The organism is Arthrobacter horti, from assembly GCF_030731045.1.
GTDB lineage: Bacteria > Actinomycetota > Actinomycetes > Actinomycetales > Micrococcaceae > Arthrobacter_E > Arthrobacter_E nanjingensis.
In genome coordinates this window covers 103,003-115,609 of record NZ_JAVALS010000004.1, presented here as the reverse complement: position 1 = coordinate 115,609, position 12,607 = coordinate 103,003, and the positions used below count along the sequence as shown (strand labels likewise).

General features: G+C 69.5%; 11 protein-coding genes. 7 read left to right on the top strand and 4 right to left on the bottom strand.

The features are described 5' to 3' along the window. Nucleotides 1-108: 108 nt before the first annotated feature. Nucleotides 109-951 carry a DUF805 domain-containing protein gene (locus Q9R02_RS08310; protein ID WP_305996200.1) on the bottom strand — a complete coding sequence of 281 codons (843 nt, stop codon included), beginning with the start codon at nt 949-951 and terminating at the stop codon, nt 109-111. 149 nt (nt 952-1,100) lie between these two features. On the opposite strand from Q9R02_RS08310, the gene Q9R02_RS08305 reads away from it, so the two are divergent. The 3 genes from Q9R02_RS08305 (at nt 1,101) to Q9R02_RS08295 (ending at nt 5,403) form a co-directional block, all read left to right on the top strand. Beyond that, complete coding sequence (locus tag Q9R02_RS08305) at nt 1,101-2,606, top strand: RNB domain-containing ribonuclease (RefSeq protein ID WP_305996199.1); 1,506 nt, start codon at nt 1,101-1,103, stop codon at nt 2,604-2,606. Between the two features lie 257 nt (nt 2,607-2,863). Continuing rightward, entirely contained in the window at nt 2,864-4,522 is a 1,659-nt protein-coding gene (locus tag Q9R02_RS08300; RefSeq protein WP_305996198.1) for a DEAD/DEAH box helicase, read from the top strand. A gap of 8 nt (nt 4,523-4,530) precedes the next feature. Continuing rightward, a complete protein-coding gene (locus tag Q9R02_RS08295) occupies nt 4,531-5,403 on the top strand; it encodes a DNA-methyltransferase (protein ID WP_305996197.1) in 873 nt (290 codons plus the stop codon). Between the two features lie 16 nt (nt 5,404-5,419). On the opposite strand, the gene Q9R02_RS08290 is transcribed toward Q9R02_RS08295, so the two are convergent. After that, nucleotides 5,420-6,037, bottom strand: coding sequence for a MarC family protein (locus Q9R02_RS08290; protein ID WP_305996196.1), 618 nt, complete (start codon nt 6,035-6,037; stop codon nt 5,420-5,422). A gap of 9 nt (nt 6,038-6,046) precedes the next feature. Beyond that, complete coding sequence (locus tag Q9R02_RS08285) at nt 6,047-6,892, bottom strand: PHP domain-containing protein (protein ID WP_305996195.1); 846 nt, start codon at nt 6,890-6,892, stop codon at nt 6,047-6,049. 57 nt (nt 6,893-6,949) lie between these two features. Here Q9R02_RS08285 and Q9R02_RS08280 point away from each other — a divergent pair, with 57 nt between their 5' ends. Further along, nucleotides 6,950-8,512: an aminopeptidase P family protein gene (locus Q9R02_RS08280; RefSeq protein WP_305996194.1), complete on the top strand. Its 1,563-nt coding sequence runs from the start codon at nt 6,950-6,952 to the stop codon at nt 8,510-8,512. 68 nt (nt 8,513-8,580) lie between these two features. Here Q9R02_RS08280 and Q9R02_RS08275 read toward each other — a convergent pair whose 3' ends face one another. Beyond that, nucleotides 8,581-9,438, bottom strand: coding sequence for a YflT domain-containing protein (locus Q9R02_RS08275; RefSeq protein ID WP_305996193.1), 858 nt, complete (start codon nt 9,436-9,438; stop codon nt 8,581-8,583). Nucleotides 9,439-9,514: 76 nt separating this feature from the next. Here Q9R02_RS08275 and Q9R02_RS08270 point away from each other — a divergent pair, with 76 nt between their 5' ends. Genes Q9R02_RS08270 through Q9R02_RS08260 form a run of 3 tightly spaced genes read left to right on the top strand, consistent with a single transcriptional unit; the run spans nt 9,515 to nt 12,592 of the window. Further along, on the top strand, nt 9,515-10,798 hold the full coding sequence (locus Q9R02_RS08270; protein ID WP_305996192.1) for a magnesium transporter: 1,284 nt from the start codon (nt 9,515-9,517) through the stop codon (nt 10,796-10,798). After that, a complete protein-coding gene (locus tag Q9R02_RS08265) occupies nt 10,791-11,465 on the top strand; it encodes a DUF1003 domain-containing protein (RefSeq protein WP_305996191.1) in 675 nt (224 codons plus the stop codon). The genes Q9R02_RS08270 and Q9R02_RS08265 overlap by 8 nt, the downstream gene beginning before the upstream one ends. Beyond that, a complete protein-coding gene (locus Q9R02_RS08260; RefSeq protein WP_305996190.1) occupies nt 11,462-12,592 on the top strand; it encodes an Mrp/NBP35 family ATP-binding protein in 1,131 nt (376 codons plus the stop codon). The genes Q9R02_RS08265 and Q9R02_RS08260 overlap by 4 nt, the downstream gene beginning before the upstream one ends. The last annotated feature ends 15 nt before the right edge of the window (nt 12,593-12,607 follow it).

The following is a 12,607-nucleotide window of genomic DNA, read 5'->3' as shown; positions in this document are numbered from 1 at the left end:
GATGCGGTTCATGAGGCCAGTTTCGTCCTTTCCGGGGGCATGGAACAGCCGTCACAGGGAATTCCCTGCAACGGCTGAGCCGGCGCTTATCGGAGGTTCAGAAACGGGTCATCCGGCCGCCCCGAATGATGAGTTCTGAGGCTTGGACGGCAGCACCCAGAGAATCAGGACCACCAATCCACCGCCGGGGATCAGTGCCAGGAGCAACAGCCACGGGCTGAACCCACCGTCCCGCAGCCGCCGGGTGCCGACACCGATGAGCGCCAGCACGGAGAACAGTGCGCTCACGCCCCAGAGGACGAAACCGAGGATCATGGACGCATTGGACGTGACCTGGACCTGCGTGGTGCCGGGGATCTCCGTGTAGTCCCCGCCGGCCACGGCCTGGGACAGGCCCGTGGAAAAGAAGATCGCGGCGAGGGTGCCCACCACGGCGGCCGCGAGCGCCACGAAAAGGTACCACCACCAGAACTCTCGGCGGCCGGCCCGGCCGGAGAACTGGAACATCGTCCGGAACCCGGAACGGATGGCGGGGGCGAAACCGAAATCGATGCCCGGATCCAGCGGGCCCTGCGGATACGACGGCGCCGGGTGGCCGGGGTGGTTCTGCGGCAGGCCGAACGACGGCTGGCCATACTGGGCCTGGCCGTAAGGAGTCTGGCCATGCTGGGCCTGACCGTATTGGGCCTGGCCGTACTGGGGCGGGTATCCGGCGGGCGCGCCCTGGGCGGGATAGGCCTGCGGAGCCTGCGCATACGGGCTCTGCTGGAAGTACGGGCTCTGCTGCTGGTAATGCCCGGGCTGCTGCTGGTAATCCCCATACGGCGGCACGGGCTGTGCCGGCTGGTCGGGGGCTCCTTGTGGCGGAAGCGGCGGCTGCGCGGGCAGGGGCGGCCGGGCGTCCTGCCGGTTCTCGGCGGACGGCTCCGTGTTCTCCGGCTGGCTGCTCATGACCCGGCGTGCTCCTGACTGGCCCCAAGGCCCTGGTGTGCGAAGGCGTGTCCGTCCGGTGGCACGTCGCTGTCAGTATGTCAGAGCACCGCTTTCACGGCCGGGATGTCGCTGACCACGGAACGGTGCACAGGACTAGCCTGTGAGCTGTGACGCATACATGGATCCCCAAAGGCGGGGACGACCTCCAGGACGGGCTGGCCGGTGCCCTCGCAGCCCTGCGCGAGGAGTTCAAGATCCCGGCAGGCTATCCGGCCGAGCCTCTGGCGGAGGCGATCGACGCCATCCGCGCCCACGCCCTGCCGGAGTGGGACCGCACCGATCTTGAGCTGGTCACCATCGACCCGGCCACGTCGACGGATCTGGACCAGGCCGTCCTGCTGCAGCGGGCGGCCGGCGGATACACCGTCTACTACGCCATCGCGGACGTCCCGTCGTTCGTCTCACCCGGAGGCGCGCTGGATGCCGAGTGCCGCCGTCGTGGGCTGACGCTCTACGCCCCGGACGGCCGCATCCCGCTGCACCCGGAGGAGATCTCCGAGGACGCCGGCAGTCTCCTGCCGGGTATGGACCGCGGAGCCTTCCTCTGGGAGTTCGCACTTGACCCGGAGGGAGCGGTCACCCGGGCGAGCGTCCGGAGGGCCACGGTCCGTTCACGGGCCAAGCTCAGCTACCGCGGCGTCCAGGAGGAGATCGACGGCGGCCGCGCCACCGAGTGCCTAGAGCTCCTGCGTGAGGTGGGGCTGAAGAGGATCGAACTCGAACGACGGCGCGGCGGCGCCAGTCTGAAGCTCCCGGCCCAGGTGGTGGAGCAGGATCCTGTCACGGGCGCCTACCGCCTGGAGACGGAGACGCCGCTGCCGGTGGAGGACTGGAACGCCCAGATCTCCCTCATGACCGGCATGGCCGCGGCCACGATCATGCTGGAGGCCAAGGTGGGCATCCTCCGGACCATGCCGCCGCCGGACGAACACTCCCTCCAGACCTTCGCGCTGCACGCAGAGGCCCTCGGCAAGCCGTGGGCACGGAGCGGTCCCGGCTCGGTCAGCTACGGCGAATACCTCAGGACCCTGGACCCCGCCCTGCCGAAGGACCTGGCGATCGTCCACGCGGCGGCGTCGCTCTTCCGGGGTGCCTCCTATGTGGCGTTCGACGGTGAAGCGCCGAAAGAGACGGTGCAGGCCGCGATCGGCGGCGCCTACGCCCACACCACCGCTCCCCTGCGGCGTCTGGTGGACCGCTGGGTCCTGGTGGTCTGCGAGGCCGTCTGCCAGGGCGTCCCGGTCCCCGACTGGGCCCGGCAGAGTCTGCATGACGTGCCGGAACTGATGAAGACGGCGGACCAGCACTCGGCCCGGCTGGACCGCGCTGCGATCGACACGGTGGAGGCCGCACTGCTGCGGCACCGGATCGGCGAAGTGTTCGATGCCGTGGTGATCTCCGTCGGCAATGGCAAGAACGGCGGAACGGCTGCGGGTCCGGACGGACGCACAGTGCCGGCCACCGGCACCATCCAGCTCATGGAGCCGGCTGTCACGGCCCGCTGCACCGGAGTGATGGAGGCGGGCACGCGGATCAAGGCCCGGCTGGACTCTGCGGACATCGCAGCCCGCACCGTGCAGTTCAGCGCCGTGCAGGATGGAGACGCGGGCTGAGCTGAGAGCATCCGTGGCCCGATCCCTTAGAATGAAAGGCGTAGTCATGGATGCCCGGTCGTTGATTGACCCCTCTACGTTCCGCCGGGGCCCGCTCTCTGCGGCCCGGCACCCTCGCGGCCGCCCACTGCGGCCCACGCAGACCGCGATCGGCTTCCACCCGTAACTCCGTTCCTCCCGGCCTCACCCAGGCCTGACCGGCGCCGTGGCCTCGTGGCCCCGGCCCGGACGAGCGGAGCGATGCCAAGGAGGCACGCGTGAGCGAAACCCACAGCCACGAGATCCTGACGGACGCCGGCGGCACGGAAAGTGTCGAGCCCGAGGAGACCATCACCACCACCGCCGAACCGCATGCGGAGGTACAGAAGACGTTCGCCGACTTCGGCGTGCGCACGGAGATCGCGGAGTCCCTGGCCCAGGCCGGGATCCTTCACCCGTTCCCCATCCAGGCACTGACCCTCCCGGTCGCGCTGGGCGGCCATGACATCATCGGCCAGGCCAAGACCGGCACGGGCAAGACCCTCGGCTTCGGCATCCCGGCCCTGGAGCGGATCATCACCGCCGAGGAGGAGGGCTACGCCAAGCTCCCCGTCCCCGGTGGCCCTCAGGCTCTGGTGATCGTCCCCACCCGCGAGCTCGCGGTGCAGGTCGCCAACGATCTGGCGACCGCCAGTCGCCTCCACACGGTCCGCATCGCCACGATTTACGGTGGCCGCGCCTACGAGCCGCAGATCGAGGCACTGCAGCACGGCGTCGACCTGGTGGTCGGCACCCCGGGCCGCCTGATCGACCTCTACAAGCAGCGCCACCTGAACCTCGGCAACGTCAAGGTCGTGGTGCTGGACGAGGCGGACGAGATGCTGGACCTCGGCTTCCTCCCGGACGTGGAGACCATCATGGCCGCCACCCCCGTCACGCGTCAGACCATGCTGTTCTCCGCCACCATGCCCGGCCCGGTCATCGCCATGGCCCGCCGCTACATGACGCGCCCCACGCACATCCGCGCGGCCGACCCGGACGACGAGGGCCTGACCAAGCGCGACATCCGCCAGCTGGTCTACCGTGCCCACGCGCTGGACAAGATCGAGGTCGTCTCCCGGATCCTGCAGGCCCGCGGGCGCGGCCGGAGCGTCATCTTCACCAAGACCAAGCGCACCGCCGCCAAGGTGGCCGAGGAACTGGTGGAGCGTGGTTTCGCGGCCGCCGCCCTGCACGGTGACCTGGGCCAGGGCGCCCGCGAGCAGGCCCTGCGCGCTTTCCGCAACAACAAGGTGGACGTGCTGGTGGCCACCGACGTCGCAGCCCGCGGCATCGACGTGGATGACGTCACGCACGTCATCAACTACCAGTGCGTCGAGGACGAGAAGATCTACCTCCACCGCGTGGGCCGCACGGGCCGTGCCGGCAACAAGGGCACCGCCGTGACCTTCGTTGACTGGGAGGACATGCCCCGCTGGGCCCTCATCAACAAGGCCCTGGGCCTGGACTTCGCGGAGCCCGTGGAGACCTACTCCTCCTCCGCACACCTCTACACCGATCTGGACATCCCGGGGGGCACCAAGGGCCGCCTGCCCAAGAGCCAGCGCGTCCTGGCAGGCGTCGACGCCGAGGTGCTCGAGGACCTCGGCGAGACCGGCAAGCGCCAGCGTAAGCAGCCGGCGGCCGGTGGCCGCGGTGGCGAGCGCCGCTCCGCCGAGAAGCGCTCCGGGGAGGGTTCCGGCGACGGCGAGGGCCGCCGCCGTCGTCGTCCCGCCAAGCCGGCCGCGGAAGGCCAGGAGGCCCCGGCCGCCGAGGCCGCTCCGGAGCGGAAGAGCGACGACGACGCGCGGCGCCGTCGTCCGCGCAGCCGCACCCGCCGCCGCAACGGCGAGGTCGTGGACCGCGCCGAGGGCGGCGCGCCCGCGCAGGACGCCTGACACACCGCATGGCTGAACCGGCCGCGGCCCTCTGGGCGGCCGACGGCGGGAACCTGGTGGTCCAAGCGGACAACGCCGGGTTCCTGCCGTCCCTCCCGGATGAGTCGTTCACGCTCATCTACATCGATCCTCCCTTCAACACGGGGCGGACGCAGCGCCGTCAGCAGACCACCATGGTCCGCAGCTCCGAAGGCGAGGGCGACCGGGTGGGTTTCCAGGGCCGGTCCTATCAGACCGTCCGGGGGCAGCTGCACCGCTACGACGACGCATTCACGGACTACTGGGCGTTCCTGGAGCCTCGGCTGCGCGAGGCGTGGCGTCTCCTGGCCCCGGACGGGACGCTGTACCTGCACCTGGACTACCGCGAGGTGCACTACGCCAAGGTCATGCTGGACGCGATCTTCGGGCGGGAGTGCTTCCTCAACGAGATCATCTGGGCCTACGACTACGGCGCCCGTGCCACCCGGCGCTGGCCGGCGAAGCACGACAACATCCTGGTCTACGTGAAGGACCCGGAGGGCTACCACTTCGATTCCGAAGAGGTGGACCGCGAGCCGTACATGGCGCCGGGCCTGGTGACGGAGGCCAAGCGGAAGAAGGGCAAGCTGCCCACGGACGTCTGGTGGCACACGATCGTCTCCCCCACGGGCAAGGAGAAGACCGGCTACCCCACGCAGAAGCCCGAGGGCCTGCTGCGCCGCATGGTGGCCGCCTCGACGCGGCCCGGGGACTGGTGCCTGGACTTCTTCGCCGGTTCCGGCACCCTGGGTGCGGTGTCCGCGAAGCTGAAGCGCCGCTTCGTCTGCGTGGATGAGAACCCCGCGGCGGTGGACGTCATGGCCACGCGCCTGGACGGCAAGGCCGAGGTGCACCGGCTCTGAAGCCGGCCCGCCGGCCCTAGTGCCAGCTGGACACGAAGGAGTGCACGGCGTCGGCGATCATCTGCACTGCGATGGCGGACAGCAGCAGACCGGCGATCCGGGTGACCAGTTCCACGCCGTTCTCCCCGAGCACCCGCTGGACCACCGCGGCGAAGCGCATGGCCAGGTAGAGGCTGGCGAGCGTCACGGCGATGCCGAGCCCCACCGCGAGATACTGCGGGAATGCCGAGGACTGCTGCACTTTCACCATGACGGCCACGATCGCGCCGGGCCCGGCCATGAGCGGCGTGCCGAGCGGGACGAACGCCACGTTCTTGTACCGTTCGGCACTGCCCTCGTCATTCGTCTTGCCGGTCAGCAGCTCCAGGGCGATCAGCACCAGCAGGAGGCCTCCCGCGCCCTGGAGAGCAGCCAGAGAGATGTGCATGTAGTTCAGGATCGACTGGCCGAAGATCGCGAACACCACGATCACGCCGGTCGCCACCAGGAGCGCCTGCAGCGCGGCCCGGTTGCGGTCCTTCGCGGATAGCTGTGCCGTGAGGGACATGAAGATCGGCACGGTGCCCGGAGGGTCCATGATCACGAACAGCGTGATCACCGTGGACGCGAAAATCTGCAGGTCAAACCAGTTCACAGGAGAATTCTAGGGCCGGATGACCTTCCCGGACCCCTGCTCCTCGATCCGGGCGAACTGCTCCGGAGCGGTGAGGTTCTCGCCGAGATGATTCGGCTTGCCGCGGCCGTGATAGTCGCTGGATCCCGTGACGATCAGATCGTGTTTGGCCGCCATCCCCAGCAGGAACTCGCGCCCCTCCTGCGGGTTGTCCCGGTGCCAGATCTCCAGCCCGCCCAGCCCGGCGTCGATCATCTCGTGATAGGTGCGCTCCCCCACCACGCGGCCCCGCGCCGTGGCCACCGGATGGGCGAACACGGGCACGCCACCGGCCGCCCGGACCAGCCCGACGGCGTACGCCGGGTCCGGCGCGTAGTGCGGGATGAAGTAGCGGGAGCGGGAGGTGAGGATGGTGGCGAACGCCTCGGTCCGGTCCGCCACGATCCCGGCCGCCACGAGGGCGTCGGCGATGTGCGGGCGGCCCACGGTGGCACCGGGGGCGAGGTGCTGGGTGACGTCGTCCCAGTTGAGGGGGTAGTCCTCGGCGAGGAGGGCGACCATGTGTTCAGCGCGTCTGAGCCGGGCGTCCCGGGCCTTGGAGATCTCCTCCAGAAGTCCGGGGTGGGTGGGGTCGTGCAGATAGCAGAGGAGGTGCACGCTGATGCCCTCATGCGTGCGGCAGCTGACCTCCATCCCGGGCACCAGCGCGACGCCGTGGGCACGCGCCGCGGCGCCGGCCTCAGCCCAGCCTTCGGTGGTGTCATGGTCGGTCAGCGCGACGACGTCGAGCCCTGCCTCCGCGGCGGAGGCCACCAGCTCCGCGGGCGGCTGGGTGCCGTCGGAGATGTTGGAGTGCGCATGCAGATCGATCCTCACGCTCACAGCGTAGTCCCGGACGCCTGCTCAGGTGGCGAGGGGTGAGACGATTGGAAAGTGAATGACGCAGAACACATCACTGATGCCAGCACCCAGCCGCTCGAGGACCGTGTGAACAACCGTTCCCAGCGTCCGTCGTCGGACGCCTTCAAGGCCTTCATGGCCTCCCAGTGGGCCCCCGCCTCCCAGGACCTCCCCTCCCAGGACGCCGTCGCGGAGCACGCCGCCCGCCGTCGCCGGGAGATCTCGGAGGCGTTCACCGGCGAGCGCCTGGTGATCCCGGCCGGCCCGCACAAGGTCCGCTCCAATGACACCGACTACCGCTTCCGCCCCCACTCCGCGTTCGCCCACCTGACGGGCCTGGGCGTGGATCACGAGCCGGACGCCGTGCTCATCCTGGAGCCCACCGATGAAGGCAAGGGCGACGACGGCGGCAACCACCACGCCACGCTGTACTTCCGCCCGCTCGCCGGCCGCGACACCGAGCAGTTCTACTCGGATGCCCGCTCCGGCGAGTTCTGGATCGGCCCCCGCCCCACCCTGGCCGAGCTGAAGGCCCGTCTGGGCCTGGCGACCGCCCACCTGGATGAGCTGGAGGTGGCCATCACCAAGAACGTGGGCGCCTCCGAGATCGGCGGAATCTCCATCCGTCTGGTCCGCAAGGTGGATGAGAACCTCGACGCCCTGGTGGACACCGCCCGGTACAACACCGCGAAGGATCCGGAGAACCTGGACCTGTCCGAGCTGGACGCCCTGGATGAGAAGCTCACCGAGGCCCTCTCCGAGCTGCGCCTGGTCAAGGACTCCTGGGAAGTGGAACAGCTGCAGTCCGCCGTGAACGCCACCATCGAAGGCTTCCACGAGGTCGTCAAGGCCCTGCCGCGCGCCGTCGCACATCACCGCGGCGAGCGCGTCGTGGAAGGCGCGTTCTTCGCCAAGGCCCGCGAGGAAGGCAACGACCTCGGCTACGACACCATCGCGGCCTCCGGCAACAACGCCACCATCCTGCACTGGATCCACAACAACGGGCAGGTCAAGGAGGGCGAGCTGTTGCTCCTGGACGCGGGCGTCGAGGCGGAGAGCCTCTACACCGCGGATGTCACCCGCACCCTCCCGGTCAACGGCAGCTACACCGAGGTGCAGCGCCGGGTCTACGAGGCAGTGCTCGACGCCGCCGATGCCGCCTTCGCCGCGGCCAAGCCGGGTCTGAAGTTCCGTGAGCTGCACCAGATCGCCACCCGCGTGCTGGCCGAGCGCCTGGCCGAGTGGGGCCTGCTGCCCGTCTCCGTCGAGGAGGCCGTCGCGGACAGCGGCCAGCAGCACCGCCGCTGGATGCCGCATGGCACCAGCCACCACCTGGGACTGGACGTGCACGACTGCGCCCAGGCGAAGCGTGAACTGTACCTGGACGCCGAGCTGGTCGAGGGCATGGTGTTCACCATCGAGCCCGGCCTCTACTTCAAGGCCGAAGACCTGGCCGTTCCCGAGGAGTACCGCGGCATCGGTGTGCGCATCGAGGACGACATCCTCGTCACCGCCGACGGCGCCGTGAACCTGAGCGCGGCGCTGCCCCGCACCGCGGACGACGTCGAGGCCTGGATGGCCTCCCTCCGCGGCTGACGCCCCGATGGAAAGACCCCCGGCACTCGAATGAGTGCCGGGGGTCTTTCCATGTGGACCGTACGGGCTCAGCGCTCCCGGCCGTCGCCTTCCTGCGGGTGCTCCGGGTGCGAGTGCTCCGGATCCTGGCCCTCCTCCGAGGGCTGCTGCGGCTGAGGCCCCTGGCGCCGGGGCTGCTGCGGCTGCTGTTCGCCGGGGTGCGGGAGCCGCACGCCGTACTGCGGCCGGCCATCCGGGAGGTCCCTGTAGTCGGGGTTCGCGCTCTCCTGGGGCTGCTCCGGCGCCTGAGGCTGCTGCGGGCGGTGACCGCCGTGACCGTACGGGTCACCCCAGCCGTCCGGACGCTGGGGCGGCTCCTCCTGGCCATGCCCGTTCTGCCCATGCCCATTCTGATCATGCGTGTGACGGTGGAAGAAGCCCCCGCCGTCGTTGGATCCGCGCATCGGCAGCTGCTGCAGGAGGCGGCTGGCCTCCGCAGCGGCCTCGGGAGCCACGATCACGTCGTAGTTGCTGGCCAGCACCTGGCTGGTGGAGGTGAAGTCGCGCTTGCCGCGCTGCATGGCGTAGCTGACGATGCTGAACAGCGCGAAGAACGCGGCGCCCATGAGCACGGAGGTGACCACGGAGAACGAGCCGCCGGCCGGGGAGAAGAAGGACAGGAGCAAACCGACGAACAGGCCGAACCAGACACCGCTCAGCAGGCCGGACACCGCCACGCGAGGATAGCTGAGACGTCCCGTGACCCGCTCCACGAGCTTGAGGTCATTGCCCACGATCGACACGTACTGGACGGGGAACTGCTGGTCCGCCAGGTAGTCCACGGCCTTCTGGGCATCGAGGTAGGAGTTGTAGGAACCCACCGTCACGCCTTGAGGCACGGAACGGAGCTCCTCGGGGGTCCTGGGTGCACCAAACATGTTCGACATACCAACATTGTTGCCTATTCTTCTGTGGTCCAGATTGAATTCAGCCAAATGCGGACTGACTCGATAGCCTTGACGGGTGAGCAACCCTACCTCCCGTGTCTTCGTTGCCCGCCTCCTCGGCCTGGACGTCTTCGACCCCCTCGGTGACCGCCTCGGCCGGGTGCGCGACGTCGTGGTGCTCCGGCGCGCCAACCACGCACCCCCGCATGCCGTAGGCCTGGTGGTCGAAGTCCCCGGGAAGAAGCGCGTGTTCGTGCCCATGACCCGCGTGACCAGCATGGATCAGGCCCAGGTGATCAGCACCGGGCTGGTCAACCTGCGCCGCTTCGAGCAGCGCGGCATGGAGACCCTGGTGGTCGCCGAGATGTTCGACAGCCGCGTCACGCTCACGGACGGGTCCGGCTCCGCGACCATCGAGGACATCGCCATCGACCAGCACCGCTCCGGCGACTGGTTCGTGTCCAAGCTGTTCGTCCGGCGCGGACACTCCCTCTCCCCTCTCGCACGGCTCCGCCGCAACGAGACCATGATCATCAACTGGACCGACGCGGTACCGGCCTCCTCGATGGAGCCGCAGGCCGCCACCGCGTTCGTGGCCAGCCACGAGGACCTCAAGGCCGCCGACTTCGCCGAGGCCCTGCAGGAGATGAGCGACAAGCGCCGCTTCGAGGTGGCCAACGAACTGCAGGACGAGCGCCTGGCCGACGTCCTGCAGGAGCTCCCCGAGGAGGACCAGGTGGAGATCCTGTCCTCCCTGGACCGGGAGCGCGCCGCCGACGTCCTGGAGGAGATGGACCCGGACGACGCCGCGGACCTCCTGTCCGAATTGCCGGAAGCCCAGCAGGAGGAGCTGCTGCAGCTGATGGAGCCGGAGGAGGCCGAGGACGTGCGCCGCCTTCTGGAGTACGACGAGGACACCGCCGGCGGCCTCATGACCCCGGTTCCGGTGATCCTGCCGCCGGAGGCGACCGTCGCCGAGGCGCTGGCCCACGTGCGCCGGGAGGAGCTCACTCCGGCACTGGCGTCCACGATCTTCATCGCACGGCCTCCGCTGGAGACCCCCACGGGCCGTTTCCTCGGCGTCGTGCACATCCAGCAGCTCCTGCGCTATCCCCCGCCGGAGCCGCTGGGCAATCTGGTGGACAAGAACCTTGAGCCGATCGCGGATCAGGCCCACATCAGCGAGGTGGCGCGCACCATGGCCGTCTACAACCTCAACGCCCTGCCCGTGGTCAACGAGGCCGGCCGCCTGGTGGGCGCCGTGACCGTCGATGACGTGCTGGACCACCTCCTCCCGGAGGACTGGCGCGCGCACGGCGAAGACGAACCATTCAGGAAGCTGAGGGGCCGCAATGGCTGAGACCAGGGAACGCCGCACCGACACCCCCAAGTTCAGCCTCGACATGCCGCGGACGGCACGCTCGCGCCGGATGCCCCGCCTGGCACCGGACCCGGATGCCTTCGGGCGGTTCGCCGAACGTTTCGCCCGGTACATGGGCACACCCCAGTTCCTGGTCTACATGACGCTCTTCTGCGTTCTGTGGCTGGGCTGGAACACCATAGCTCCGGAGTCCCTGCAGTTCGACCCGAAATCGCTGAACTACACCCTCCTGACCCTGATCCTCTCCCTGCAGGCCTCCTACGCGGCGCCCTTGATCCTGCTCGCACAGAACCGCCAGGATGACCGGGACCGTGTGCAGATCGAACAGGACCGCGGACGCAACGAGCGCAATCTGGCGGACACGGAGTACCTCACCCGGGAGCTCGCCGCCCTGCGCGTCGCGCTCCGCGAGGTGGCCACCCGTGACTACGTCCGGGCCGAGATGCGCTCCCTTCTGGAGGACATCATCGAGGCGCAGCACGAGTTCAGCTCCGACGATGACTCCGCGGACGGAGAGAAGACGCCGGAGAAGGTCAAGGAGAAGATCCGCGACAAGAGGGACCGCCAGCGGGGCCCGCGCACCCAGCAGATCCCCAAGGTCCAGAAGAACAGGGCGGACGCGGACCGGCGGGAGCCGGGGGCATGAGCCGTCCCACGGAAGAGCAGCTGCAACAGGCCCTGGCCCAGGTCATCGACCCCGAGCTGCGGCGCCCCATCACCGAGCTCGGCATGGTGGACTCCGTCTCGGCGGACGACGACGGCGTGGTGAGCCTGCGCGTGCTGCTCACCATCCAGGGGTGCCCCCTGCGGGACACCATCACCTCGGACGCGACGGCGGCGCTGGGAGCCCTGGACGGGGTGACCCGCGTGGACGTCGAGCTCTCGGTCATGACGCCGGAGCAGCGGCAGGAGCTCAAGGACCGCCTGCGCGGCCCGGGCGGCGAACGCGGCATCCCCTTCTCCAAGCCCGGCAACCTCACCAAGGTCTTCGCCGTGACGAGTGGCAAGGGCGGCGTGGGCAAGTCGTCCGTGACCGTGAACCTGGCCTGCGCATTGGCCGCCAAGGGGCTGCGCGTGGGCATCGTGGACGCGGACGTCCATGGCTTCTCCGTGCCCGGCCTGATGGGCATCACCCAGTCCCCCACCCGGGTGGACGAGATGATCCTGCCGCCTGTGGCCCACGGGGTGAAGGTCATCTCCATCGGCATGTTCGTGCAAGGCAACACCCCGGTGGCGTGGCGCGGCCCCATGCTGCACCGCGCCCTGGAGCAGTTCCTCTCCGAGGTCTACTTCGGTGATCTGGACGTCCTCTTCCTGGACCTTCCCCCGGGCACCGGCGACATCGCCATCTCGGTGTCCCAGCTCCTCCCGGACGCCGAGGTGCTGGTGGTCACCACGCCCCAGGCGGCCGCGGCTGAGGTCGCCGAGCGCTCCGGGTCCGTGTCCACGCAGACCGGCCAGCGCGTCGTCGGCGTCGTGGAGAACATGTCCTGGTTCGACGCCCCTGGAGGCGAACGGCTGGAGGTCTTCGGTTCAGGCGGCGGAGAGACGCTCTCCCGGCGCCTCACCGAGACGCTCGGCTACCCGGTGCCGCTGCTGGGCAGCCTGCCGCTGGAGATCAGCCTCCGCGAGGGCGGCGACGCCGGTCTGCCGGTGGTCCTGGGCCACCCGGAGTCCACGGTGGCCCGCGAACTGCTGAAGGTGGCGGAGCGCCTGACGGCCCGCCCGCGTGGCCTCGCCGGCCTCTCGCTGGGCGTCACACCGCGCGGCTGACGCCCGGAATGCTCC

What these genes read in the sequence shown, in the direction of transcription:
- Q9R02_RS08310 (WP_305996200.1), bottom strand. Translation starts at nt 951, where the DNA reads ATGAGCAGCCAGCCGGAGAACACGGAGCCGTCCGCCGAGAACCGGCAG.
- Q9R02_RS08295 (WP_305996197.1), top strand. Translation starts at nt 4,531, where the DNA reads ATGGCTGAACCGGCCGCGGCCCTCTGGGCGGCCGACGGCGGGAACCTG.
- Q9R02_RS08275 (WP_305996193.1), bottom strand. Translation starts at nt 9,438, where the DNA reads ATGTCGAACATGTTTGGTGCACCCAGGACCCCCGAGGAGCTCCGTTCC.
- Q9R02_RS08265 (WP_305996191.1), top strand. Translation starts at nt 10,791, where the DNA reads ATGGCTGAGACCAGGGAACGCCGCACCGACACCCCCAAGTTCAGCCTC.
- Q9R02_RS08260 (WP_305996190.1), top strand. Translation starts at nt 11,462, where the DNA reads ATGAGCCGTCCCACGGAAGAGCAGCTGCAACAGGCCCTGGCCCAGGTC.